This is a genomic window from Jiangella gansuensis DSM 44835 (assembly GCF_000515395.1).
GTDB lineage: Bacteria > Actinomycetota > Actinomycetes > Jiangellales > Jiangellaceae > Jiangella > Jiangella gansuensis.
The window spans coordinates 1,498,469-1,523,194 of sequence record NZ_KI911782.1; the positions used below are offsets into that span (position 1 = coordinate 1,498,469).

Annotated in this window: 17 protein-coding genes; 8 read left to right on the forward strand and 9 right to left on the reverse strand. The window is 72.1% G+C overall.

Going from position 1 to position 24,726, the window contains the following annotated elements; all coding sequences use genetic code 11:
• Positions 1 to 14: 14 nt before the first annotated feature.
• Positions 15 to 3,749 (reverse strand): multifunctional oxoglutarate decarboxylase/oxoglutarate dehydrogenase thiamine pyrophosphate-binding subunit/dihydrolipoyllysine-residue succinyltransferase subunit, encoded by a 3,735-nt coding sequence (locus tag JIAGA_RS0107350; RefSeq protein WP_026875164.1) that lies wholly within the window; start codon positions 3,747 to 3,749, stop codon positions 15 to 17.
• Between the two features lie 234 nt (positions 3,750 to 3,983).
• Here JIAGA_RS0107350 and JIAGA_RS33725 point away from each other — a divergent pair, with 234 nt between their 5' ends.
• The gene (locus JIAGA_RS33725) at positions 3,984 to 4,715 is read left to right on the forward strand and encodes a permease prefix domain 1-containing protein (RefSeq protein ID WP_084469535.1); all 732 of its coding nucleotides are present in this window, start codon (positions 3,984 to 3,986) and stop codon (positions 4,713 to 4,715) included.
• Here JIAGA_RS33725 and JIAGA_RS0107360 read toward each other — a convergent pair.
• On the reverse strand, positions 4,635 to 4,952 hold the full coding sequence (locus JIAGA_RS0107360; protein ID WP_026875165.1) for a helix-turn-helix transcriptional regulator: 318 nt from the start codon (positions 4,950 to 4,952) through the stop codon (positions 4,635 to 4,637). The genes JIAGA_RS33725 and JIAGA_RS0107360 overlap by 81 nt on opposite strands.
• A gap of 88 nt (positions 4,953 to 5,040) precedes the next feature.
• On the opposite strand from JIAGA_RS0107360, the gene JIAGA_RS0107365 reads away from it, so the two are divergent.
• From JIAGA_RS0107365 to cydC, 4 genes are read left to right on the forward strand one after another with little or no spacing between them, the layout of a single operon-like run.
• On the forward strand, positions 5,041 to 6,348 hold the full coding sequence (locus JIAGA_RS0107365; RefSeq protein WP_026875166.1) for a cytochrome ubiquinol oxidase subunit I: 1,308 nt from the start codon (positions 5,041 to 5,043) through the stop codon (positions 6,346 to 6,348).
• Between the two features lie 2 nt (positions 6,349 to 6,350).
• A complete protein-coding gene (locus JIAGA_RS0107370) occupies positions 6,351 to 7,304 on the forward strand; it encodes a cytochrome d ubiquinol oxidase subunit II (protein WP_026875167.1) in 954 nt (317 codons plus the stop codon).
• On the forward strand, positions 7,256 to 9,028 hold the full coding sequence (gene cydD / locus JIAGA_RS28180) for a thiol reductant ABC exporter subunit CydD (RefSeq protein WP_211239556.1): 1,773 nt from the start codon (positions 7,256 to 7,258) through the stop codon (positions 9,026 to 9,028). Before JIAGA_RS0107370 ends, cydD begins: the two co-directional genes overlap by 49 nt.
• Entirely contained in the window at positions 9,028 to 10,770 is a 1,743-nt protein-coding gene (gene cydC, locus JIAGA_RS0107380; protein ID WP_211239557.1) for a thiol reductant ABC exporter subunit CydC, read from the forward strand. The genes cydD and cydC overlap by 1 nt, the downstream gene beginning before the upstream one ends.
• 97 nt (positions 10,771 to 10,867) lie before the next feature.
• Here cydC and JIAGA_RS0107385 read toward each other — a convergent pair whose 3' ends face one another.
• From JIAGA_RS0107385 to JIAGA_RS0107395, 3 genes are all read right to left on the reverse strand, one after another.
• Entirely contained in the window at positions 10,868 to 11,935 is a 1,068-nt protein-coding gene (locus JIAGA_RS0107385) for a trans-sulfuration enzyme family protein (protein WP_026875169.1), read from the reverse strand.
• A gap of 69 nt (positions 11,936 to 12,004) precedes the next feature.
• Entirely contained in the window at positions 12,005 to 12,949 is a 945-nt protein-coding gene (locus JIAGA_RS0107390; protein ID WP_026875170.1) for a DUF4432 family protein, read from the reverse strand.
• Between the two features lie 138 nt (positions 12,950 to 13,087).
• On the reverse strand, positions 13,088 to 14,374 hold the full coding sequence (locus tag JIAGA_RS0107395) for an MFS transporter (protein WP_026875171.1): 1,287 nt from the start codon (positions 14,372 to 14,374) through the stop codon (positions 13,088 to 13,090).
• A 58-nt stretch (positions 14,375 to 14,432) separates the two neighbouring features.
• On the opposite strand from JIAGA_RS0107395, the gene JIAGA_RS0107400 reads away from it, so the two are divergent.
• From JIAGA_RS0107400 to JIAGA_RS0107410, 3 genes are all read left to right on the forward strand, one after another.
• On the forward strand, positions 14,433 to 15,851 hold the full coding sequence (locus JIAGA_RS0107400) for an FAD-binding oxidoreductase (RefSeq protein WP_035812223.1): 1,419 nt from the start codon (positions 14,433 to 14,435) through the stop codon (positions 15,849 to 15,851).
• Between the two features lie 70 nt (positions 15,852 to 15,921).
• Entirely contained in the window at positions 15,922 to 17,076 is a 1,155-nt protein-coding gene (locus tag JIAGA_RS0107405; RefSeq protein WP_211239558.1) for a (Fe-S)-binding protein, read from the forward strand.
• 40 nt (positions 17,077 to 17,116) lie between these two features.
• Positions 17,117 to 17,362 carry an AbrB/MazE/SpoVT family DNA-binding domain-containing protein gene (locus tag JIAGA_RS0107410; protein ID WP_026875174.1) on the forward strand — a complete coding sequence of 82 codons (246 nt, stop codon included), beginning with the start codon at positions 17,117 to 17,119 and terminating at the stop codon, positions 17,360 to 17,362.
• A 328-nt stretch (positions 17,363 to 17,690) separates the two neighbouring features.
• Here the strand turns inward: JIAGA_RS0107410 and JIAGA_RS0107420 are convergent, their stop codons facing one another.
• From JIAGA_RS0107420 to JIAGA_RS32885, 4 genes are all read right to left on the reverse strand, one after another.
• Positions 17,691 to 18,542, reverse strand: a complete 852-nt coding sequence (locus JIAGA_RS0107420) for an oxidoreductase (RefSeq protein ID WP_026875175.1) — start codon at positions 18,540 to 18,542, stop codon at positions 17,691 to 17,693.
• 54 nt (positions 18,543 to 18,596) lie between these two features.
• Positions 18,597 to 19,448 carry a helix-turn-helix transcriptional regulator gene (locus JIAGA_RS28185; protein WP_051425824.1) on the reverse strand — a complete coding sequence of 284 codons (852 nt, stop codon included), beginning with the start codon at positions 19,446 to 19,448 and terminating at the stop codon, positions 18,597 to 18,599.
• 269 nt (positions 19,449 to 19,717) lie between these two features.
• On the reverse strand, positions 19,718 to 22,048 hold the full coding sequence (locus JIAGA_RS32880; protein ID WP_051425825.1) for an Ig-like domain-containing protein: 2,331 nt from the start codon (positions 22,046 to 22,048) through the stop codon (positions 19,718 to 19,720).
• 365 nt (positions 22,049 to 22,413) lie between these two features.
• Positions 22,414 to 24,690: an Ig-like domain-containing protein gene (locus JIAGA_RS32885; RefSeq protein WP_051425826.1), complete on the reverse strand. Its 2,277-nt coding sequence runs from the start codon at positions 24,688 to 24,690 to the stop codon at positions 22,414 to 22,416.
• Positions 24,691 to 24,726 lie beyond the last annotated feature (36 nt).

Here is a 24,726-nt window from a genome sequence, read left to right on the forward strand (position 1 = left end):
TCGGCTCCAGCGAATCAGGCGAAGGCGGCGTCGTGCAGTGCCTTCTGCTGCTCGATGTGGACGGTGTGGTTGCCGACGGCCGGCGACGTGCTGGCCGGCCGCGTGACGGACGTGAACGGCAGGTGCTGCGGCAGCCGCGGCGCCAGGTGCAGCGCCATGAACGGCCACGGGCCCATGTTCTCGGGCTCGTCCTGGACCCAGCGCACCTCGCGCAGGTTGGGGAACTCGCCCAGCTGACGCACGATGTCGTCCGCCGGCAGCGGGTACAGCTGCTCGACCGGGATGATCGCGGTCCGCTCGTCAGAGCGCTTGCCCCGCTCGGCCAGCAGCTCCCAGGTGATCTTGCCGCTGCACAGCAGAACCCGTTCGACCTTGTTCGCGTCGATGCGCTCCGGGTCCGGCAGCACCGGGCGGAACGCCGTCGTGCCGGTGAAGTCGTCGGGCTGGGACACCGCCCGCTTGTTCCGCAGCATCGACTTCGGGGTGAAGATGATCAGCGGCCGGTGGTGCACCTCCAGCGCCTGCTGGCGCAGCAGGTGGAAGTGCGACGCCGGCGTCGACGGCTGGGCGACGCGGAACGCATCCTCGGCGGCCATCAGCAGGAACCGCTCCATGCGGGCCGACGAGTGATCGGCACCCTGTCCCTCGTAGCCGTGCGGCAGCAGCAACACGATGCCCGAGCGCTGCCCCCACTTGGCCTCACCGGCGGTGATGAACTCGTCGATGATGGTCTGCGCGCCGTTGGCGAAGTCGCCGAACTGCGCCTCCCACAGCACGAGGGCCTCCGGCCGGGCCACCGAGTAGCCGTACTCGAAGCCCATGGCCGCGAACTCCGACAGCAGGGAGTCGTAGACGTAGAACTTCGCCTGCGACTCGTCGAGGTGCTGCAGCGGGATGTGGGGCTCACCGGTACGGCGGTCGACGATCGAGGCGAACCGCTGCACGAACGTGCCGCGACGGCTGTCCTGGCCGGCCAGCCGCACGGGCCGGCCGTCCATGAGCAGCGAACCGAACGCGGTGATCTCGGCGGTGGCCCAGTCGATGCCGCCCTCGGTGAGCGCGGACGCGCGCCGTTGCAGCTGCGGCAGCACCTTCGGGTGCACGGTGAAGCCCTCGGGCACCGTCAGGTAGGCGTCGGCGATGCGCTTGAGCACCTCCGGCGACGTCGCGGTGACCAACTCGCCGGGCGGTTCCGGCTTCTCCGGGTAGCTCGGCACCGTCGTGAACGACGTCGGCGCGGTCTGCCGGGTCTCGGCGAACACCCGCTCCAGCTGCTGCTGGTAGTCGAGCAGGACCTGCTCGGCCTCCTCGATGGTGATGTCGCCGCGCCCGATCAGCGCCTCGGTGTAGAGCTTGCGCACCGGCCGCTTGGCCTCGATGAGGTCGTACATGAGCGGCTGGGTGTAACTGGGGTCGTCGCCCTCGTTGTGGCCCCGGCGCCGGTAGCAGATCATGTCGATCACGACGTCCTTGTGGAACGTCTGCCGGAAGTCGAAGGCCAGCCGGGCCACCCGGGTGCACGCCTCCGGGTCGTCGCCGTTGACGTGGAAGATCGGCGCCTGCACCATGCGTGCGACGTCGGTGGAGTACATCGACGAGCGGGACTGGTCCGGCGAGGTGGTGTAGCCGACCTGGTTGTTCACCACGACATGGACGGTGCCGCCGGTGCGGTACCCGCGCAGTTGCGACAGGTTGAGCGTCTCGGCCACCACACCCTGGCCGGCGAACGCGGCGTCGCCGTGCACCAGGATGGGCAGCACCGGGAACTCCTCGCCTCGGTCCAGGATGTCCTGCTTGGCGCGGGCGATGCCCTCCAGAACCGGGTTGACGGCCTCGAGGTGGCTGGGGTTGGCGGTCAGCGAGACCTTGATCTTGGACCCGTCCAGCGCGGCGAACTCGCCGTCGGCGCCCAGGTGGTACTTGACGTCGCCGGATCCCTGCACGGTACGCGGGTCGATGTTGCCCTGGAACTCGCTGAAGATCTGGCCGTAGCTCTTGCCCACGATGTTGGCCAGCACGTTCATCCGGCCGCGGTGGGCCATGCCGATGCAGGCCTCCTCCAGGCCGGCCTCGGCGGCCGCCTCGACGACCTCGTCGAGGATCGGGATCAGCGACTCGCCGCCCTCGAGCGAGAACCGCTTCTGCCCGACGTACTTGGTCTGCAGGAAGGTTTCGAACGCCTCGGCCTGGTTGAGCTTGAGCAGGATGCGCAGCTGGTCCTCACGCGGCGTGAGGTCGACCGGCTTCTCGACCCGCTCCTGGATCCAGCGCCGCTGCTCCGGCTCCTGGATGTGCATGTACTCGATGCCGACGGTGCGGCAGTACGCGTTGCGCAGCACGCCCAGGATGTCGCGCAGCATCATGAACCGCTTGCTGCCGCCGAACGAACCGGTGGCGAACTCGCGGTCGAGGTCCCACAGCGTGAGGTTGTGAGTGCTGACGTCGAGGTCGGGGTGGGTGCGCTGCTTGTACTCCAGCGGGTCGGTGTCGGCCATGAGGTGGCCGCGGACCCGGTAGGCGTGGATGAGCTCCAGCACCCGCGCCTGCTTGCTGACCTCGTCCTCGTGGCTGGACGTGACGTCGGTGGCCCAGCGGATGGGCTCGTACGGGATGCGCAGGGCGCGGAAGATCTCGTCGTAGAAGCCGTTGTCGCCCAGCAGCAGCCCGTGCACGATGCGCAGGAAGTCGCCGCTCTGCGCACCCTGGATGATGCGGTGGTCGTAGGTGCTGGTGAGCGTCATGGTCTTGGAGACACCCAGCCGGGCCAGCGTCTCCGCGGCCGCGCCCTGGTACTCCGCGGGGTACTCCATCGCCCCGACACCGATGATGGTGCCCTGGCCCTTCATCAGCCTTGGCACCGAGTGCACGGTGCCGATGGTGCCCGGGTTGGTCAGGGTGATGGTGGTGCCCTGGAAGTCGGCGACGGTGAGCTTGTTGTCGCGGGCGCGCCGCACGACGTCCTCGTAAGCGGCCCAGAACTCGGCGAAGTTCAGTTCCTCGGCGCTCTTGATGCTGGGGACCAGCAGCTGGCGGGTGCCGTCGGACTTCTTCATGTCGATGGCCAGGCCCAGGTTGACGTGAGCGGGCTTGGCCAGCGCCGGCTTGCCGTCGCGTTCGGCATAGGCGTAGTTCATGTCCGGCATCGTCTGCAGCGCCTTGACCAGCGCGTAGCCGATGACGTGGGTGAACGACACCTTGCCGCCGCGGGAGCGCGCCAGGTGGTTGTTGATGACGATGCGGTTGTCGACCAGCAGCTTGGCCGGGACGGCGCGCACGCTGGTGGCCGTGGGGACCTCGAGGCTGGCCTCCATGTTGGTGGCCGTGCGCGCGGGCGCGCCGCGCAGCGGCACCAGCTCGGGCCCGTCGGCAGACGGCGCGGCGGGCTGGTCCGCAGCCGGCTTGGCCGGCCGCGGCGGCGCGGACTTCGCCGGTGCCGCGGTGGACTTCGCGGCGGCGGGCTTCGCGGCGGCCGGCTTATCGGCAGCGGGCTTCGTGGCCGGTGCGGCGGACTGGGACGGTGCGAGCGTGGCGGGCGTCGCATCCTTCGTGGTCACGGTGGTCCTCGTGGTGGACGATGCGCTGGCGGCTGACTTGGAAGGGCGGCGCTCAGCGAAATACTCCGCCCACTGCGGATCAACGCTGGTCGGGTCTTCGAGCCAGCTCTCGTAGAACTCCTCGACGAGCCACTCGTTCGGTCCGAATCCCGATGCCGGGCCGGTTGGGGCCACTGTCGCGTCGCCTTCTTTCATTCGAATCTGCGCGGCTGCTCTGGTACAGATTAGTCGCCGTCGAGGGCGCCGCGCATTGCGGTCATCGTGGCCTAGATCACTCACCTCGACAAGTCAACCCGGTGGCGCCGCAGCCTCATGATCGCTAGTGGGGTCTCGACGACCCCGGTCGCCGGCTCCGGGGGATCCCTGACTCGTCCCGGAATCGCGGCTCGTGTTCTTCCGCGCCCGGCCCGCCGGACCTAGCCTGCCGGTGTGATCGACAGGTATGTCGCGCAGTTGCGCCGTGAGGTCCGCGGGCCCTTGCTGCCGCGGCGCGGCATGCTCAACGAGGTCCGTGACGGTCTGCACGACGCCGCGGCGGCGCACCGGGCCGCCGGTGCCACGCCTGCCGAGGCCGAGCGGCTGGCCGTCGAGGAGTTCGGCCCGGTGCCGATGGTGGCGGCCGGGCTGCGGGCGGAGCTGGCCGCGATAGCCGGGCGTTATCTGGCCGGCCTGGTCGCCGTCCTCGGTTCGGCGGAGTTCGCGCTCAGCACCTACACGTGGACGACGGCGGCGGTCGCACAGGGCTGGCCCACGCCGGCGTCGTGGTACTCCGTGGTGGCACGGGCGATGGATTGGTCGACCGTGGTGGTTGTCGTGCTGGCCGGCCTCGCGGTGCTCGCCCTCGGCCGGGGTGCGCGGCGGCTGCCGACTCGGCTGGTGGTCCAGGTGCTCGCCGTCGTGGCCCTGGCCGACGTGGTGGCGCGGCTGGCCGGCGGCGCCGTGCTCAGTGCCTTCGCACCGCAGAGTGCCGAGGAGTGGAACGGCCCGCACATCGTGGTGTTGTCGCTGCTCACCTTCGGCTCGGTCGTGTGGATCAGCTGGCTTGCCTGCCGGTGCCTGTGGCTGACGTCGCGCCGCCGGTCAGGTTCCGAGGATGGAACTGACGACGGTGGTCATCTCGGCCCAGGCGCGCTGCTGCGTGGCGAGCTGGGCGCGTCCTGACCGGGTGAGCTCGTACGTGCGCCGCTTGCGGCCGCCGACGGTGTCCCACGCACTGCGCAGGTAGCCCAGCCGCTCGAGCCGGCGCAGGGCCGGATACAGCGTGCCCGTGGGCAGGTCGATGGCGCCGTCGCTGCGGGAGTGGAGGGCTTCGGCGATGCCGTAGCCGTGCAGGGGCCGGTCCCTGACCACCGCGAGGATCATCGCGTCGAGGTGTCCGCGGAGCGCGTCGGCCTTCATGTCGGCAGTCTACTCATATAAGTGTAGGCTGCCTACCTGTAGCGAGCCGCTGCAATCTCGATAACCGGTGGAAGGAGCTGGGTGGGGCATGAGTGCGCTGGACCTGTCGCGGCTGCAGTTCGCGCTGACGGCGATCTTCCACTTCCTGTTCGTGGTGCTCACGCTCGGGCTCGCGCCGGTGGTGGCGATCCTGCAGACCCGCTGGGCGATCACCGGCCGAACCGTGCACGAGCGGCTGACCAGGTTCTGGGGGCAGCTCTACATCGTCAACTACGCGATGGGCATCGTGGTCGGGCTGGCCATGGAGTTCCAGTTCGGGCTGCACTGGAGCGGGCTCATGACCTACGCCGGCGATGTGTTCGGCGCGCCGCTGGCCACCGAGACGCTGGTGGCGTTCTTCCTCGAATCCACCTTCCTCGGCATGTGGATCTTCGGCTGGCACCGGCTGAACCGATGGGTGCACACGGCACTGATCTGGCTGGTCGTCCTGACCGCCTACCTGTCGGCGTTCTGGGTGATGGTGGCGAACGGTTTCCTGCAGGAACCGGTCGGACACGTCGTCGAGGACGGCGCGGCGCGCATCGACGACCTCGGCGCGCTGCTGACCAACCAGCACGCCATCGGGGCGCTGCTGCACATCGTCCCGGTCTGTCTGCTGACCGCCAGCGTCGTGATGCTCGGCATCTGCTCGTGGCACTTCCTGCGCGGGACCTCTGACGTCGACTTCTTCCGGCGCTCGCTGCGCATCGCCGTCGTCGTCGGGGCGGTGGCCTCGTTCTTCGCCCTCGGCAACGGGTACGCGCAGTTCGGCCACCTCACCGAGGGAAAGGAACTGGCGTTCGGCGCGAGCGCCGCGGACCGCGCCCAGGTCCAGGCAGCCATGGAGGCGCTGCACGGCCCCGGCGACTGGACCCCGCCCACCTGGATCTCCTTCGCCTGGCCGGTCATGGAGACCAGCGGAACGATCTACATGATGATGTTCGCCGGGCTGATGCTGTTCCTGATCAAGGACGCGTTCGACCGGTTCCGACCGGCCTGGCTCCGGCGGTTCTGGCACCGCTTCTACGTCTGGACGCTGCCCTGGCCGTTCGTCGTCGTGGTGTGCGGCTGGCTGCTGCGCGAGGTCGGCCGGCAGCCGTGGGTCGTGTACGGCGAGCTCACCGTCGCCGACGCCGTCTCGCCGCACAGCGCGGGAGCCGTGCTGACCAGCCTGATCGCGTTCACCACCCTGTTCGCGGTGCTGGCGGTGCTGGACTGGTGGCTGATCGCGCGGCTCGCCCGCCGCGGCCCGCACGACCTCGTCCTCGGCTCCGACGGCCCGCCCGGCACGGAGGACGGCGACAGCGATCCCCCGGGGGACGCCTCCGGCGAACTGGTGACGGCGGGAAGGAGCTGACGATGGACCTGGTGTGGCTCGGCCTGCTGGGGCTGCTGCTGGCCGGCTGGTCCGTGCTCGACGGGGGCAACCTCGGCCTGGGCCGATCCCTGCGGCGGATCGGACGGACCGGGCCGGAACGGCGGCTGCTGCTGACCGCGATCGGACCGTTCCTGCTCGGTGGCGAAGTGTGGCTCGTCGCGGCGGCTGGGCTGCTCATCGGGGCCTTCCCGGCGCTGGAGAAGGACCTGCTGTACGCGTACTACCCGCTGGTGGTGACGCTCGTCGTCGCCTGGGTGCTGCGCGACATCGGCGTCTGGTTCCGCAGCCGGCGTCCGTCCGCGGCGTGGCAGCGGGGGTGGGAACGCGTCATCGTGGTCGCGAGCACCGTGTTCGCGTTCGCCTGGGGCACGCTGCTGGGCAACGTGGCGCAGGGGGTGCCCGCGACCGGACGACCGGGTCTTGAGACACTGGTCGGGCCTTATTCACTGCTGTGGGGGGCCGCCGTGGTCGCCGTGTTGACGCTGCATGGGGCGGTGTTCGCCGCGCTCAAGCTGCCGCCTGGCCGGCGCGTCCGGGCTACCGGGACGGCCCGCCGCGCCGGCGGTGCCGCGCTCGCGCTGCTCGCCGCCGTCGGTGTCGCCACCCCGGCGTTCAGCGTCGAGCTGGCCCGGCCGCTCCCGGCCGCGCTGGTGGGCGTCCTCGCCGTCGCCGCAGTGACGGTTGCCCTGCGGCTGGTCGAACGCCGGCGTGACGGGTGGGCCTACGCCTGCACAGCGCTCGCCGCCGCGGCGCCGGTGCTGGCCGTCGGCGCGGCCACCGCGCCCCGGCTGCTCGACGGCCTCGCGCACGACAGCACGCTCGATCTGCTCGCGTACGTCGTGCTGCCCGCGGTGCCGCTGCTGATCGCCGTGCAGGTCTGGATGGCGTGGACGTTCCGGGACAGGGTCGGCTCCCGATCGGCGGTGTTCTTCTGAACCAGCTCGCCCGCCGGCTGCTCGCCAGCCTCCCCGCCTACCGCGTCGTCGCCCTGGCCTTCACCCTCCTGGCGGTGGCCGGGGCCGTCGCCATCCTCGTCCAGGCCGAGCTGCTTGCCCGGGCGCTCGCCGACGGTGTCCTGTCACGCTCCGGCGCCGAGGCCCTCGCCGGTACCCTCGCGCTGCTGGCCGGCGTGCTCGCCGTCCGGGCCGGGCTGTCGTGGGCACAGCAGGCGCTGGCCCAGCGGGCGGCGGCGTCCATCAAGGCGTCGCTGCGCGGGAAGCTGCTGCGCCGCACCCAGGACCTGGGCCCCGGCTGGCTGGCCGGGCAGCACACCGGCGGCCTCACCACCACCCTCGGCCGCGGACTCGACGCCCTCGACCCCTACTTCACCGGCTACTTCCCGCAGCTGTTCATCGCCGCGGTCGTACCGCTCGCGGTGCTGGTGCGCATCGCCGCCGCCGACCTCGCGTCCGCCGTCATCGTCCTGGTGACCCTCCCGCTCATCCCGATCTTCGGGATCCTCGTCGGCATGTCCACCAAGCGCGCCACCGACCGGCAATGGCGCGCTCTGGAACGGCTAGGCGGGCACTTCCTCGACCTCGTCGCCGGGCTGCCCACGCTGCGGGCGTTCGGCCGCGCCAAGGCGCAGGCCGCCGCCGTCCGCCGCACCGCGGAGGAGCACCGCGCCGCCACCATGGGCACCCTGCGCATCGCGTTCCTGTCCGCGCTGGTGCTCGAACTCGTCGCCACCCTGTCCGTGGCGCTCGTCGCCGTCCCCGTCGGGCTGCGCACCCTGAACGGCGGTCTCGAGCTGGAGACGGCGTTCCTCATCCTGCTGCTGGCGCCCGAGGCGTATCTGCCGCTGCGCGCACTCGGGTCGCAGTTCCACGCCAGCACCGAAGGGCTCGCCGTCGCCGAACGGTCGTTCGCGGTGCTCGACGCGCCGGGCGCGGGGCCGGGAACCGACGGCTCGCGGGGCCGGCTCCCGGCATCCGACCGCGTGCCGGACACCGCCACCTGGAGCGTCCGGTTCGAGAACGTGTCCGTCCGCTACCCCGGTCGCGACGAACCCGCGCTCGACGACGTCTCGCTCACCGTTGCCGCCGGCGAGCGGCTGGCGCTCGTCGGGCCCAGCGGCGCGGGCAAGAGCACCCTGCTGGGCGTCCTGCTCGGGCTGGTCACGCCCACCTCCGGCCGGGTTCTGCTGGTCGACGACACCGGACGCGAGACCGACCTGGCCGACCTCGAACCGCACCAGTGGCGGCAACGGCTGGCCTGGGTGCCGCAGCGCCCGCACCTGTTCGCCCGGACCGTCGCCGAGAACATCCGCCTCGGCCACCCGGACGCAACGGCCGCCGCCGTCGCCGAGGCCGCCCGCCTGGCACACGCCGACGAGTTCATCGCCACCCTGCCACGGGGCTACGACACCCCGCTGGGTGAGCGCGGCGCCGGGCTGTCCGCCGGGCAACGCCAGCGCATCGCCCTGGCCCGGGCGTTCCTCCGCGATGCCCCCCTGCTGCTGCTCGACGAGCCGACCGCCGGCCTCGACGCCGGCAGCGAGGCCACCGTCGTCGACGCCACCGCGCGGCTGATGACCGGCCGGACCGTCGTCGTGGTCGCGCACCGCCCGGCCATGGTGCTCGACGCCGACCGGGTGGTGCGGCTGGAACGCGGGCACATCGTCGGCGGCTCGGACCGCGCCGCGGTGGGTGTCGGCTGATGACGGCGACGCACGGCCCGATCCGGCGGATGCTCGGCATGCTGCGGGCCCACCTCGGCCGGCTCCTGCTCGCGGTGTCCGCGTCGGTCGTCACCGAGCTCGCCGCGCTGGCGCTGATGGGGACGGCCGCCTGGCTGCTGGCTCGCGCCGCCCAGCAGCCGCCGCTCGCCGCGCTGTCCCTGGCCATCGTCGGTGTTCGGGCGTTCGCCACCGCGCGCGGCGTGTTCCGTTACGGCGAGCGGCTGGCCAGCCACGACGCCGCGCTCCGGGCGCTGGCCACGCTGCGCGGCCGGGTCTACGACGCGCTCGTGCCGCTGGCGCCGTCCGGGCTGCCCGCCTACCGCAGCGCGGACCTGCTCAGCCGCATGGTCTCCGACGTCGAAGCCGTCCAGGACCTCGTGGTCCGGGTGCTGGTGCCGGTGAGCACGGCCGTCGTCGTGGCCGGCGTAGCGGTCGGCGTCACCGCGCTCGTGCTGCCGTCGGCTGCGGTCGTGCTGGCCGTCGGGCTGGCGCTGGCCGGCATCGTCGTGCCCCTGCTCATGGTCCGTGCGGCTCGGCGCACCGCCCGCCGGCTCGCCCCGGCCCGTGCCGAGCTGGCCGCCCGGCACACCGACCTGCTGCACGGCAGCGCCGACCTCGCGGTCTTCGGCGCGACGGAGCAGGCCCTCGCAGACGCCGACCGTGCCGGCGACCACCTGGCCCGGCTGGAACGCCGCACCGCGCTGAGCACCGCGCTCGGCGGCGCGGGCGCCATGCTCGTGCAGGGCGCCACCACCGTCGCGGTCACCGTCCTGGCGCTGAATGCCGGGTCCCTGGCGGCGGTCATGGTCCCCGTGGTGGCACTGGTCGCGCTCATCTCGTTCGAACCGGTGCTGCCGCTCGTGCCGGCCGTCCAGCGGCTCCTGGAGGCGCAGGCGTCCATGCGGCGCGTGCTGGCGGTGCTCGACGCGAAGGCGCCGGTGGCCGAACCGCCGTCGCCGCTGCCGGCCCCGGGGCGAGACGTCACGATCGAGCTGCGCGACGTGTCGGTGCGCTACCCGGGCGCCGAACACGACGCCGTCGACGGCGTGTCGCTACGGCTCGCCGCCGGCCGGCGGGTGGCCGTCGTCGGCGCCAGCGGGTCCGGCAAGAGCACGCTGCTGGCCTGCCTGATGCGGTTCATCGAACCGTCCGCCGGCACCGTCCTGCTGGGCGGCCACGATGTGCGCGACTACGACGGCGACGACGTGCGCGGCGTGATCACCGGCGTCACCCAGGACGCCCACCTGTTCCACACCACCATCCGCGAGAACCTCCGGCTGGCCCGGCCGTCCGCCACCGACGACGACCTGCTGGCGGCGCTGGAGCTGGCCCGGCTGCGCGACTGGGTGTCGTCGCTGCCGGACGGCCTGGACACCGAGGTCGGCGAGGGCGGCGGCCAGGTCTCCGGCGGTCAGCGGCAACGGCTGGCGCTGGCCCGGGCGCTGCTGGCCGACCCGCCGGTGATCCTGCTCGACGAGCCCACCGAGGGCCTGGACCCGCAGACCGCCGACGAACTCGTCGCCGATCTGCTCGACACCACCCGCGGCCGCACCACGGTGCTGGTGACGCACCGGCTGGCCGGCCTCGACGGCGTCGACGAGATCGTGGTGCTGCACGCCGGCCGGGTCGTCCAGCAGGGCACCCACGCCGACCTGGTCGCCGTCGCCGGCCCCTACCAGGACCTCTGGTGGGCCTCCCACCCCGCCGCCACCTCGAAATGATCACGTCCCGTTGGGGTGTTCCCGCTTCACCATGATTGCTTGCCCCGGGCGGCGGGAGAACGCCTGGGGCGGGCGCCCGCTCCGGACGCCGGACCCGTCACGCGGACGCGGCCTCCAAGGCCCCGGCGAGGTCCGCCCAGAGATCGTCGGCGTCCTCGATCCCGACCGACAGCCGCAGCAGCGACTCGTCGACGGTTGGGCTCTCGGTCGGCCAGCGGCGCCGGCGCTCCAGCGACGACTCCACCCCGCCGAGGCTGGTCGAGTGCACCCACAGCCGCACCCCGGCGACGACCTTGTCCGTGGCCGCCGCGCCGCCGGCCACCTCGATCGAGCACATGGTGCCGAAGCCGGGGTAGCGGACCTTCGTGACGGCGGGATGCCCGGCCAGCCGGGACGCCAACAGCGCCGCCGTGGTCTGCGCCTTCTCGAGCCGGACCGACAACGTCCGGAGCCCGCGCAGAGCAAGGTAGGCCTCCATGGGACCCGGGATGGACCCGTGCAGCCGGCGGTGTGCGTCCAGCCGCTGGTACAGGTCGTCCGATCCCGCGACGACGGCGCCGAGGACGAGGTCCGAATGGCCGGCCAGCAGCTTCGTGACGCTGTGCACCACGAGGTCGGCACCCAGCTCCAAGGGCCGCTGCAGGAGGGGAGTGGCGAAGGTGTTGTCGACGACGGTGACCGCGCCGGCCGCGCGCGCCGCGGTGGCAGCGGCCGCGATGTCGGTGACGTCGAGGTTCGGGTTGGTCGGCGACTCCAGCCACACCATGGTGGCTCCGTCCGCGGCGGCGGCCACGGCAGCGGCGTCGTCCACCGGGACCTGCCGCAGTGTCGCCCGGCCCTGGGCGGCGCGCTCCCGCAGCTGGTCGAGAACCCCCAGGTAGGCGCAGTCGGGGGCAACGACGACGGCGTCCTCCGGCAACAGGGACAGCACCGCGCTGGAGGCCGCCAGCCCGGAGGCGAAGGCGAGCGCCCGGCCGCCTTCGAGGTCGCCGAGCACGGTCTCCAGCGCCGTCCACGACGGGTTGCCGTAGCGGCCGTAGCCGACCTCGCCGCCGGCGTGGTACGTGGAGGCGAACGTGACCGGCTCGTTCAGCGGTGCGTCCGCGGCCCGGTCCGGCCGGCCGGCGGTGACGACACGCGTGGCCGGGGAATCAGTGGAGGACATGAGAGCAGTATGCCCCTCCCCATGATCATCAAGACTTGACCCGGTCATAGGCGGGTCAAGTCTTGATGATCATGGGGAGGCGGCGAGCGTCAGCGCCACCGAGGACGTCCGGCTCTGCCCCGGGTCGATGGTGATCTGCGTTCCGGTGGTGGCGCGCACGGTGGCGATCCCGCGACCCGGCCAGCTCGTGGCGGGCTCCAGCGCCAGCACGTAGGCGTCGGAGTACCACGGGAACCCCGTCCGGCCGCCTGCCTCCAGCCAGTACCAGGCGTACGGCATCAGGCTCGTGTCCCAGCTCAGGTCGGCGCGCAGGCCGAGCTCGTCGTTGACGACGCCCGCCCGGCCTTCGGCGAAGTCGGCCAGGTAGGCGAGCCGGCTGATGCCGGAGCGCTCCTCCGGCAGGCGCGCGAGGTCGGTTCCGTCCGGCAGCATCGGCCATGGCGCGCTGGTGCCCGGGGCGACGTGGGCGGTGCGCGCGTCGGTCTCGACCCGCGCACCCGGCCCGACCAGCGGCGCCCCGAACGCGGGATGCTGGCTCCACATGACCTCGATCGGCTCGGCCGCCTCGTTCGTCACGGTCTCGGTGACGGTGACAGTCGGCCCGGTGACGGCGATCCGCTTCACCACGGAGAACGGGCTGCGCACCAGGTGGGTGCGCAGTTCGATGGATGCCGGGCCGTTGGCGTGCCAGTCGTAGGAGGCCAGCCACGCCTCGCCGTGCATGCCCCACTCGACGCCGTGCTCGGTCGTGGCGTCGCCGCCGTTGGGGAACACCGTCTGCCAGCCGCCGGGGTAGGCGTGCATGAGCATCGCCTCGCTGGAGCCGACCGTGCCGGTCTCGCCGCGGGCACGCAGACCCCAGCGGGTGCGCCACATGACGTCGACTCCGAGCGGCCGCCAGCGCACCGAGGTCACGTCGCCGCCCTTGCCGGGCAGGACGTCGACGTCCAGCTCGTCGGAGCCCAGGTGGACGACCTCCCAGCCACGGGACGTCGAGACGCGGATGTCGGGCACGTGGTACCTCCTCGGTTCGCGGGGTCGCGGGCTCGGCCGTAGCGCGCTGCTCCGGTGCTGCCCACCCCAGGCGTGCTCCCGCCGCACCAGGTAAGCATTCGTGGTGGAGCGGGAGGAGCCCAACGTAACGTGATCATTTCAGGGGGTGGGATCCAGGGCGTCGTAGCGAGCGAAGCGGCGCTGGGTGAGCGCGAGCGCCACCACCACCGCGATGCACAGCAGGCCACCGGCCACGGCGGCCAGCGCCTCGGAGCTGATCTCCGCCATGGAGCCGAGCACCAGGTCGCCCAGCCGCGGCCCGCCCGCGACCACCACGATGAACACGCCCTGCAGCCGCCCGCGCATCTCGTCGGGCGTGGCGGCCTGCAGGATGGTCATCCGGAACACGGCGCTGACGGTGTCGGCGGCGCCGGCCAGCGCCATGCAGAACACCGCCGGCCACAACGCCCAGTGCGCCGCGCCGCCGTCGCCGGAGACCGCGCCGTCCGTCGGCGTCAGCAACAGCACCACCCCGAACGCCGTGACCGCCAGCCCCCAGCCCACCACCGCCACCAGCACCGCCCGGCCCTGCCGGCGCACGTGGCCCAGCGGCCCCGAGAACAGCCCGGCCAGGACGGACCCGGTGGCCATCCCGGCCACCAGGATGCCCACCGTCGTCGACCCGCCGCCCAGCAACGTGGCCGCGATGGCGGGGAAGAGCACCCGGGGCATCGCGAGGATCATCGCGGCCATGTCGACGAGGAACGTCATGCGCACGTTGGGCCGGGTGCGCAGGTAGGACAGGCCCTCCAGGACCGAGGTCAGCCCGGCGCGGCGGATCCGGCCCTCCGGCGGCAGCGGCGGCAGCGACACGAGCGTCGTGAACGCCACGACCAGCAGCACGGCCTCGATGCTGTAGGTCCAGCCGTAGCCGACCTGGTCGATGAGGACGCCGGCCAGCAGCGGCCCGATGGTGAGGCCCAGATTCGTCGACATGCTGGCCAGCGCGTTGGCGGCCGGCAACAGGTGGGTCGGCAGCAGCCGCGGGATGATCGCCGTCCGGGCGGGGGAGTTGACCGCGAAGAACCCGTTCTGTGCCGCCACCAGGACGTACAGGAGCCACACCTGGCCGGCGTCGGACCACGCCTGGACGGCGAACGCGACGGCGACCGCGAGCAGCCCGCTGGACGTGACGAGGACCACGCGCCGCCGGTCGTGCGCGTCGACGATCGAGCCGCCGTACAGCCCGAGCACCACCAGCGGGCCGAGCGCGAACAGTCCGACCAGCCCGACGTTGAAGGTCGATCCGGTGAGGTCGTAGACCTGCAGGCCGACGGCGACGGTGGTGAGGTGGGTGCCGATCCCCGAGAGCGAGATGCCGATCCACAACCGGCGGTACGGGACGCTGACCCTGAGCGGCGTAAGGTCCAAAAGCAGTCGGCGCACCTGCACATCTTGGCAGTGCTGTTTCCTCATCGGGCCGACGGGTGGCAAGGTGTCCGTCATGAGGTCGGACCACAGCGCTGAGTGGGGTGCCGTCGACGACGGCGTGGTCGAGAAACTGCGTGGCATCGTCGGGCCGGAGCACGTCAAGACCGACGACGGCGCCGTGGCCGCGTTCTCCCGCGACGCCACACCGCTGTTTGCGGCACGGCCGGACGTCGTGGTGCTGCCGGGGTCGACGGCGGAGGTGGCCGCGGTCCTGCGGCTGGCCACCGAGCGGCGCATCCCGGTGACACCCCGTGGCGCGGGCTCGAACCTGGCCGCCGGCACGCTGGCGCAGGACGGCGGCATCGTGCTGGTGCTCACCCGGCTGGACCGGATCCTGGAGGTCGACGCCGACGAACTGCTCGCCGTCGTACAGACCGGGGTGACGACGACGGAGCTGGCGGCGGTCGCGGCGCAGCAGGGCCTGCTCTACGTGCCGGACCCGGGCAGCAAGACGGTGTCCACCGTCGGCGGCAACGTCGCCACCTGCGCCGGCGGCCTGCGCGGGCTGAAGTACGGCGTCACCCGCAATTACGTCCTCGGCCTGGAGGCGGTGCTGCCGACCGGTGAGATCATCCGGACCGGGGGGCGGCTGTGGAAGGACGTCGCCGGTTACGACCTCACCCGGTTGTTGACGGGCTCGGAGGGCACGCTCGCAGTGGTGACGGAGGTGACGGTCGCCCTGGTGCCGGCGCCGGCGGACTCCCGTACCGGGGTCGCCTACTTCCCGGCGCTGGCCGACGCCGGCCGTGCCGTCGCGCGGGTCATCGCCGACGGCGTCGTCCCGGCCACGCTGGAGTTCCTGGACACCAAGTGCATCAACGCAGTCGAGGACTTCGCCGGCCTGGGCCTGGACCGCACCGCCGGCGCGCTGCTGCTCTTCGGCGACGACGGCGATCCGGACACCGTCGCGCGCAACCTGGAGCGGATGGCGCAATCGTGCGCCAAGGAAGGCGCGACCGGGGTGACCCTGGCCCAGGACGTCGCCGCGTCCGAGGCGCTGCTGACGGCGCGGCGGTGCTCGCTGCCGGCGCTGGCGCGGCTGGCACCGGTGACGGTTTTGGAGGACGTCGGGGTGCCGCGGCCGCGGATCGCCGAGATGGTCGGGCGCATCGACGAGATCGCCGACCGGCACGGAATCAGCGTCGCCACGTTCGGGCACGCCGGGGACGGCAACCTGCACCCGACCGCCGTCGTCGATCCCTCGGACGACGGAGCCATCGAGCGGACGAAGGCCGCCATCGGCGACATCTTCTCCGCGGCGCTGGAGCTCGGCGGCACCATCACCGGCGAGCACGGGGTGGGCGCGGCGAAGTTGCCGTGGCTGGCCGACCGGCTCGGCGCGGACCAGGTGGCGCTGCTGTCCCGGATCAAGGCAGCGTTCGACCCGGCCGGCATCCTCAACCCCGGGAAGACCGGCTCACCCTTCCCATGATCATGTCCTGTCGCGGTCGCCCACAGGCCGCCAGGGAACATGATCACGGGGACGACACGGAGGAGTGTGCGTGACCGAACTGCCGATCGTGCCGCGTGAGCCGGGCGCCGTCGACGAGGGCGACCACGGCGTCCACGCTCGCGGCATCTTCGACGCCGGCCTGTTGGACCGGTGCATCTCGTGCGGGTTCTGCCTGCCCGTGTGTCCCACCTATGCCTTGGAGAAGGACGAGCAGTCCTCGCCGCGCGGACGCATCACGCTGATGCGCGCCCTCGAGGCCGGCCGGTTGGAACCAGACGACCCGACGCTGCAGCACGAGGCCTCGTTCTGCCTGGGCTGCCGGGCGTGCGAGACGGTCTGTCCGGCAGGTGTCGAGTACGGGCCCATGCTCGAGCAGTGGCGCGATCACCAGTGGCGTCCCGGGCACGGCCCGGCGCCGGCGCGCTGGCTGCGCTGGGGAGTGGCCCGACGGGGTCTGCTGCGGCTCGCTGGGTTGGTGCGGCGGGCGGCCCGAACCCGTCGCGGCGGGCGTGCCGTCGACGCCACCACCCCGCACGTGATGCTCGGCTGTGCCGAGCGGGTGCTGTTCCCCAAGGTCAGCCGGGCCGCGGCGGCGTTGGTCGACGGCGCCGATGCACCCGACGCGCAGGGCTGTTGCGGTGCGCTGCACGCACACAACGGCGACTCCGAGGGCGGCCGGGCGCTGGCCGAACGGCTGGGAGAGGACCTGCCCGGCACCATCGTCACCACCTCCGGCGGCTGTGCGGCGCACATGTCCGACGTGCTGGGCCGCGACCGGGTCGTCGAGATCAGCGACTACCTGGTCCGCACCGGTTGGACGCCGGGGGCGAAGCTCATGACGCGGGGTGCCGACGGCCGGCCGCGGCCGATCCGGGTGACCCTGCAGGACTCCTGCCACCTGCGCAACGGCCTCGGCGTCTTCGCCCAGCCGCGGGTGTTGCTGAAGCAGATCGCCGACTACGTGGAGCTGCCGTCGGCGGCCTCGTGCTGCGGCGCGGCCGGGTCCTACTCGGTGCTGCGGCCCCGTGACAGCCGGCGGGTGCTGGCACCGAAGCTGGCCGAGATCGAGGCACTGGACGTCGACTACGTCGTAGCGGTCAATCCCGGCTGCCTGCTCCAGCTCAAGCAGGGGTTGCTCCGCTCGAAGGTGAAGGCCGTGCACTTGGTGGAGTTGCTCGCCGAGGTCGAGGCCGCCCGGCCATGAGCTCGCACTGATCTGAGCCAGCGAATGGTAGAACTCTGCCATGAAAACTGCCATCGACTCTGGTGGCCGCGTCGTCATCCCGAAGGCGCTACGTGATGCCCTCGGTCTCACGGCCGGTCAGTCGTTGGACGTGGTGGAGCGTGACGGCCACCTGGAGCTGGTGCCGTCGCCGACACCGATGCGGCTGGTCGACGACGGTGACGGAGTGGTCGCCGTGGCCGATGTCGAGATGCCGGAACTGACGGCTGACATGGTCCGTGATGCCCTGGAGAAGACACGGCGATGATCGTCGTCGACTCCAATGTCGTCATCGCGGGATTCGCCAGCTGGCACGAACACCACGCGGTCGTCGTGAAGGCGCTGGCCAGGCGGCCGCGGCTGGTCGCCCAGGCAGCTGTCGAAGCGTATTCGGTACTCACCCGGCTGCCACCACCGCACCGCGCCCAGCCGGAGATCGTCAACGCGTTCCTCACGCCTCCGGAGGGCAGGCGTATGACGTGCTCATCGCCTTCACCGCCGCCGAGCACAGCGCCACCTTGCTGAGCCTCGACCGGCGCGCCGCGACGATCTATGAGGCCATGGGTGCCGCCGCGGAACTGCTCGCCTGAACGGTGTCAGCGGTCCAGGTCGGTGCCGCGCGAGACGGACTCCCAGGCGGCGAACTCGACCCGGTGCCTCTCCAGGCTCGCGCTCACCGCGTCGGCGGCGTCGGCGCCCAGGAGGAGCCGCAGCGGAGGGTCGTCCGCCGCCAGAGCGGTGCGGATGGCCGCTGCCGCCTTGGCCGGGTCGCCGGGCTGAGTGCCGTCGAAGCCGGCCTGCATGGCCCGCACCGGTCCGACCACGTCGTCGTAGGCCGGGTTGACGGTGGTCATCCGTAGTGCGCCGCCGTGCAGGCCGGTGCGGAACGCGCCCGGTTCGACGATGAGCACCCGGACGCCGAACGGCGCCACCTCGGCTGCCAGGGCCTCCGAGTAGCCCTCCAGCGCGAACTTGGTGGCCGAGTACGCCGACACCCCGGCGAACGCCATCCGGCCGCCCATGCTGCTGATCTGCACGATCACCCCGGAGCGCTGTGCTCGCAGCACCGGCAGCGCTGCCCGCACCAGCGCCGCCGGCCCGAAGAAGTGCAGGTCCATGAGGTCACGCAGCTCGGTGTCGGTGGTCTCCTCGGCCGCCCCGATGAGCGCCCGGCCCGCGCTGTTGACGAGGACGTCGATCCGGCCGAACCGCTCGACGGCGGCCGCGACGGCGCCCGGTGCCGCGGAGGTGTCGGTGACGTCCAGTTCGATCGTGGCCAGCCGATCCGGGTGCCGCTTCACCAGGTCGTCCATCGCGCCGGGCCGGCGCACGGCGGCGGCCACGGCGTCACCGGCGGCGAGCACGGCCTCGGTGATCGCCAGGCCCAGGCCGGAGGAGGCTCCGGTGATCAGCCAGACGCGCGGTGCCGTGGAATCGTCGATGCTCATGCTCGTGTCGTCTCCAGGAGTTCGGGAGCGGATGGTCCCGACCCTAGGAGGCGCTCACCGTGCGGGGATGTACGTTCTTGCTGTGCCGGCCAGCCGCGCGTAGGTGCCCGGCGGCACCCCGACGAAGCGCTTGAAGTGGCGGGTGAAGTGGCTCAGATCGAAGAAGCCGGCCTCGTGCGCGGCGTCGCTGACCGCCCATCCGGCCAGCAACAGCCGCTTCGCGTGGTCGACCCGCAGCTGTAACTGGTAGGCGTGCGGTGGCATGCCGACGGCGGCGGTGAAGAGCCGCGTGAGGTGATAGGGGCTCAGGTCGCAGGCCCGGGCGAGGTCGGCCAGTGACACGGTGCCGCTGCGGTGCGCGTGCAGGAAGTCGCGGGCGAGCCGCACCGCCCGGTGGGCCGCACGGGCGGGTCGTTCACTCACGCTGGCGTGCCGGCGCAGTATGCCGGCCAGCAGCGTGAGCAGCTCGACGTCGCGCTCCAGTGCCTCGGACGACGCCGCCAGCGCCGCGTGCGCGGTGGCGAACCGGCAGACGGTGTCATGGTCGGCGATGGCGACCTCGCGGAAGAACGGGGTCCCGGACGGCGAACCGGACACCTCCGCGGTGACCGCGTCGATCGCATCGGCGTCGACGTAGAGAACGAGATGCCGGGAATCGCGGTCGCGCTCGCCCGGGTCGATGGGTGTGTGCGCTTCGCCGGGCATGACGATGGTCAGGGACTCAGCGGGCACGACGTGGTAGGCGCCGCGGTACCGGACGCCGCCGGGGAGATCCAAGTTGAGGTTGAGCTGGTAGGTCTCGTGAGTGTGGCGCGGGATGGTGACCGGGGGACCGGGCGGGTACTCGTACCACTCCAGCAGGACGCCGCGGTGCAGCAGGCCCGCGGCGTCGGGCGCGGTGATCACGGCTCCAGCCTAGAGCGGGGCGACCTCCGGACGTACCAGTCGAGATGACCGCGCGGCAGGAGCTGCGGCGCGCCGTCACTCTCAGTCACGGCCGTCGTGTGGAGCCGGCGGCGGAGAAATCGGACAATTCGCTACATCACGATCAGGTAACCATTGAGCGAGGCGCTTCGAAAGGACAGTCCGACCTGACTGGTGAAACGACTGTGGCCCCGATCCCGCGAGGCGGAACCGGGGCCACAGTGTCGAGCTAGGTGGTGCTCATGCCTTCATCAGGCGGTGGAGCCGCTGCGACGGGCCCGGATGGCGATGGCAGCGCCACCGGCCACCAGCAGCGCGATGCCGCCGACGATCATCCAGGTGGTGCCGGACGAACCCGTGTCGGGCAGGTCCTCGTCGCCGTTCTCGGAGCCGCCGGCGTCGCCGCTGTCGTCGCCGTCGTCCTCGTTCGCGACGGTGAAGGTGGCAACCGCCTCGGAGTCGGACAGTTCGGGGTCGCCGCCCTCGAGGGTGGCCGTGGCGGTGATGGTGTACTCACCCTCGGCCAGGTCCTCCGCCGGGTCGAACGTCCAGTTGCCCGCTTCGTCGATCTCGAACTCGCCGGCCCACTCCTCGACGTCGTCCTGGCCCTCGGCCCGGATGCCCAGGCGCGGCTCGGCGGCGTCGTCGGCCGCCGTGGCGCCCTCGAGCAGCAGCCCGATGGTGGCGTCCGCGAACGAGGTGCCCTGGAAGACCACGTCGCCGGCGACGGTGGAGCCGTCCTCCGGAGCCGTGATGGTGACATCCGCGGCGTTGATGCCGAGGCCGGCCACGGTGACGTCCTGGGTCTCGCCCTCGGCGGACTGGGTGACGACGGCGTCGAACCGCACGCCGACCGGCAGGTCGCTGCCCGGCGTGATGCTCCAGGTGCCGTCCTCGGCGACCTCGACCTCACCGTAGGCGGTCTCGCCCACGGTCAGGGCCACGGTGCCGCCGGGGTGGCCGGTACCGGTGAAGGTCGGACGAGCGTTGTCGGTGGTCTGGCCCTCGGTCGGCGACTCGACGGTCAGGTCCTCGACCTCCGGGCCCTCCTCGACCACGAAGCTGCCGGTGGTCTCGCCGGAGGTGGTGGCCTCCGACGCGCCGTTGGCGGTGTGCGAGGCGGTAGCGGTGTAGCTGTACTCGCCCGGCTCCAGCGTCTCGGTGACCTCGGCGCTCCAGCTGCCGTCGCCGGCGACGGTGCCCTCGACGGTCGGGCCGTCCTGGATCTCGACCGTGACCGTGGCGCCGGCAGCGGCCTGGACCGTGCCGGAGATGGTCGGGGTCTGGCCCGTGGTGGCGCCGTCCTCGGGAGCGGTGACAGCCGGGGTGCCGACGTGGATGGCCAGGCTGAAGTCGTCACCGAACAGGGTTTCGGCGTTGATCGAGCCGCCGGTCACGGCGAAGCCGCCACCGATGTTGCTGCCCCGGTCGATGAAGCCGCCCTCTTCGTAGGTCTGCGAGGGAACCCAGTTGCTCGAGTCGCAGGTCTCAGTGGTGGCCGCATTGGAGAACGAGTCCACACCCAGCGCGTAGTTGCCCGAGACGATCGAGCCGCCGCTGTCGCCGGACAGCATGCAGGCGTTGAAGATGAACGCCGTCACCGCGGCCGTCTCGTCGCCGCCGACGCCGATCTCGAGGGTGTCCTCCTCGAACAGCACCTCACCACAGGTCCAGCCGGAGGTGGCGCCGGACTTGCAGGCGGGCTGACCGACAATCGGGTCGGTGGAGTCGTAGACGTTCACGGCGGTGCCGTCGTCCGGGGCGCCCGTGCCGCCGCCCCAGGTGACGACCTGCGGCGGAGTGGTCCAGCCGGACTCGGTGATGTTCAGTAGGCCGCCGTCGGCGCCGTCACCGAGGTGCATCGGACCGTTCTGGCCCAGCGGGCGGGTCAGCAGGTCAGGACCGGCCCAGTCTTCGCTGTCGAACAGAGGGGCGTCCGTCTGCAGGTGGAACCACGGGTGACCCTCGGGGAAGTCCGAGCCGCAGTGGCCGGCGGTGTAGTTCACCGGGTCGCCGTTGGCGGCGAAGCCGTTGAAGCCTGCCGAGCAGCGGTTGGCGGCTTCCGGATCCTCGACGTTGTCGACCGTGGCGTAGCCGTAGCCGCCCTTGAAGTCGTCCTGCGCGTAGTAGTCGGGACGCTCGAGCGAGCCGGTGTCGGTGCTCTCGGGCTCGCCGACCACGACGGTGGCGCCCACCGACTCGACCAGCGGGACGTCGGCCTCGGCGTCGACGTAAACCGTCAACTCCTGGCCGTTGATGATGGAGGCGTTGATGTCCACGCCGCCGGCCTTGAGCTCGGCGACGACGTCAGCGGCGACCTTGGCGGCCGCCGCGTTGGCGAGGTACTCGGCAGCGGACAGGCCGAGGTCGCGCTCGAGGGCTTCGACCAGGCCGGAGGGGAGCTCGTCGGCCTGGGCGGCGAACGCCTCCGCGGCGAACGTCTGCAGGGACGCCGGAGCGGCCTCCTCCTCGGCGAAAGCCGCCGTGGTGGAGGCGATGACGCCAGTGCCGGTGAGGGCGCAGGCAGTCAGCACACCGGTGACCCGTGCAGCGCCACGACGGCGCAGCAGGGCTGTGCTCACAGTTACTCCAAAATAAATGTCATCGACATGGAATGACTCCGGCGCTTCGTGGGTGGGGGGCCACCCATGAGGCTCCGGAACCGTGAGTCACCCTACAGCACCGTTCGGACGCATATTCAAGCACTCGCCACCTATCAGGATGAATGTCACTCATGGGCCGACGTGTCCAGATATTTGAATCCTGAACGGCCAAAACGTGAGAAGTGGACACTCTGCGTGACATTGCCTCGACGTAGGGATGTCGGCCGAGGTCAGCGGAAGATCATCGAGGCTGTTCAGGTCATCGCGGGGGCGAGGTGAACAGCCGCGGGTAGCCCGTAGGGGACTTCGCGGGGGTCGTCGGTGGCGTGTCGCGCAGCTGCGCGTCAGCGCTGCAGGCCGCGGCGCCAGCCGGCGGCGGCAGCGCCACCCGCGACCAGCAGGAGTCCACCGGCGAGCAGCAGCCAGCTGGAAGCACCGGTCTCGGCCAGGTCGGCATCATCGTCGTCGCGGCGGCCGCCGCCGAGGTCGCCTCCGGTGCGGGCCTGGGGCTTGGTCACCTCGAACGCGACCGACCGCGACGGTTGCGACCGGACGTCGTCGACGGTCTGGGTGGCGACGACGACCTGCTGGCCGGCGGGCAGCGGCCCGTCGAGCTGGATCTCCCAGACGCCCTCGTCGTCGGCCTGCGCGGAGACGGTGGACGCGGTGGTGGTGCTCACGCCGCGGTCGTCGTCGGCGCCGCTGACGCGCAGCGAGACCGTGGCGCCGGCGACGCCGACCCCGGTGAAGGTGTGCTCCATGCCGACATCGTCGCCGGACTGCGGGCTGGTGATGACCGGCGGCCCCGGCGCGACGCCGACCTCGCCGACCGTGACCGAGCTGGCGGTTGCGCCGGCCTCCTGGGTGAGGATGGCGTCGAAGCGGCCGGCGCCGAGTTCACCGTCGGGGGTCAGGGTCCAGGTGCCGTCGTCCTGGACGGTGGCGGTGCCGCGGACCTCGTCGCCGACGGACAGCGTGACCGTGGCTCCGGGCTCACCGGTGCCCTCGAACGTGGGCCGGTCGGTGCTGCTGACGTGCCCGGCCGACGGCCAGCCGACGCTCAGGCCGGCCTCCTCGGCCACTTCGAACGAACCGCTGACCGGCTCGGAGGTCGTCGTGGTGGCGCTCGTGGCGGTGCCGTGGGAGACCGTCACCTCGTAGTCGTGGGTGCCGGCTTCCAGGGGTTCGTCGGCGGTGGCGCTCCACCGGCCGGCCGGGCCGACCGTGGTCTCCAACGTGGGGCCGTCGTCGATGGACACGGTGACGGTGGCGCCGGCGGCGGCCTGTGCGGTGCCGGTGATGGTGGGCGTCGCGCTGACGGTGGCGCCGTCGGCCGGCGACGTCACGACCGGGGCGCCGACGTGGATGAGCAGTTCCCACTGGTCGCCGTAGAGCGCCTCGGCGTTCTCGGTGCCGCTGGAGACGGCGTAACCCAGGCTGACGTCGGTGCCGCCGGAGGCTGAGCCGTCCGCGCAGGTGGGGCCCTGCCAGGTGGAGCCGGAGTTGACCCCCAGCGCGTAGTTGCCGGCGAGGACGGCGCCGCCGCTGTCGCCGGGAAGCACGCAGGCGTCCAACATGAAGCCGGTGACCTCTTCGCCGCTGACCGGCACGGTGGTCTGCGCGTCGAGGATGCGGCCGCACGTCCAGCCCGACGTGACGCCTGCGGAGCAGGCCACGCCGCCCGCGATCGCGTCGATCGAGTCGTAGACCCGCAGCGGCTGCTGGTCGGCGTCGTCGGCCGGGCTCCAGGAGGCGACCTCGGCGGCGACATCGGCGTCGTCGGCGGTGAGTTCGATGAGACCGGCGTCGCGGCCGCCGCCGAAGACGAAGCTGTCCGCGGCGTACTCGCCGACCTCGGGTCCGATGAGCCCGACCCAGCCGCCGTCGGCCTCAGCGCCGAGCGGTGCCGGCGGTGCGAGCTCCTTCACCGGTGAGGTGAACAGCCCTTCCGCGCCCGCGCCGCAGTGTCCGGCGGTGAGCAGAAGCGGCTCCCCGTCGGCGCCGGTGCCGGTGAACCCGGTGGAACAGAAGTAGTCGTTGAGCAGGTCGGCGACGGCAAAACCGGAACCACCCTGGTGCTGGCCGTCCTGCGTGAACAGCCGCAACTGGCTGACCGGCTCGCCCTCGACGGCGGCCTCGACCGGCACCACTCGCTCGGCGGCGCGGTCGATGTAGGCGACTTTGGCCTGTGCCCGGGCCGCGGCCAGGGCGTCGGCCAGCGGGTCGCCGACCCGGGCCTCGGCGCCGGCAGCGCGGGCGGCGGGCAGGTCGGCCCGGTCGGCGACGGTGACGTGGAGCGTCTGGCCTTCCAGCCAGGCCGAGCGGACGGTGTCGCCCAGTGAGTCGACCACGAGTCCGGCGTGACGGGCGGCGGCGGCACTGGCCAGATACTCCGCCGCGGACAGGTCGAGGTCACGCCGGACCGCCTCGACCAGTCCGGTCGGCAGCTGGGCGGCGGCGTCGGTGAAGGCGGAGGGGTCGAAGGTCTGCATGCGCACGGCCGGCTGGGGCGGCAGGCTGCCGATGTCGAGGCCGGTGGCCGGGAGCGTGCCGACGATGCCGAGGCCGGCCGCGGAGACCAGGGCCAGAACGGCACGACGCCCGAACAGTGGTGCGCTCACGGACGTCTCCCGGTCCCCTTCTGTCGTTTACAGCCT

Bases quoted from the DNA above. Each gene is read 5' to 3' on its own strand.
- cydC (WP_211239557.1), top strand. From the start codon at position 9,028: ATGACGGCGACGCACGGCCCGATCCGGCGGATGCTCGGCATGCTGCGG.
- JIAGA_RS0107360 (WP_026875165.1), bottom strand. From the start codon at position 4,952: ATGAAGGCCGACGCGCTCCGCGGACACCTCGACGCGATGATCCTCGCG.
- JIAGA_RS0107370 (WP_026875167.1), top strand. From the start codon at position 6,351: ATGGACCTGGTGTGGCTCGGCCTGCTGGGGCTGCTGCTGGCCGGCTGG.
- JIAGA_RS0107365 (WP_026875166.1), top strand. From the start codon at position 5,041: ATGAGTGCGCTGGACCTGTCGCGGCTGCAGTTCGCGCTGACGGCGATC.
- JIAGA_RS0107385 (WP_026875169.1), bottom strand. From the start codon at position 11,935: ATGTCCTCCACTGATTCCCCGGCCACGCGTGTCGTCACCGCCGGCCGG.
- JIAGA_RS0107420 (WP_026875175.1), bottom strand. From the start codon at position 18,542: ATGAGCATCGACGATTCCACGGCACCGCGCGTCTGGCTGATCACCGGA.
- JIAGA_RS0107400 (WP_035812223.1), top strand. From the start codon at position 14,433: ATGAGGTCGGACCACAGCGCTGAGTGGGGTGCCGTCGACGACGGCGTG.
- JIAGA_RS0107410 (WP_026875174.1), top strand. From the start codon at position 17,117: ATGAAAACTGCCATCGACTCTGGTGGCCGCGTCGTCATCCCGAAGGCG.
- JIAGA_RS0107350 (WP_026875164.1), bottom strand. From the start codon at position 3,749: ATGAAAGAAGGCGACGCGACAGTGGCCCCAACCGGCCCGGCATCGGGA.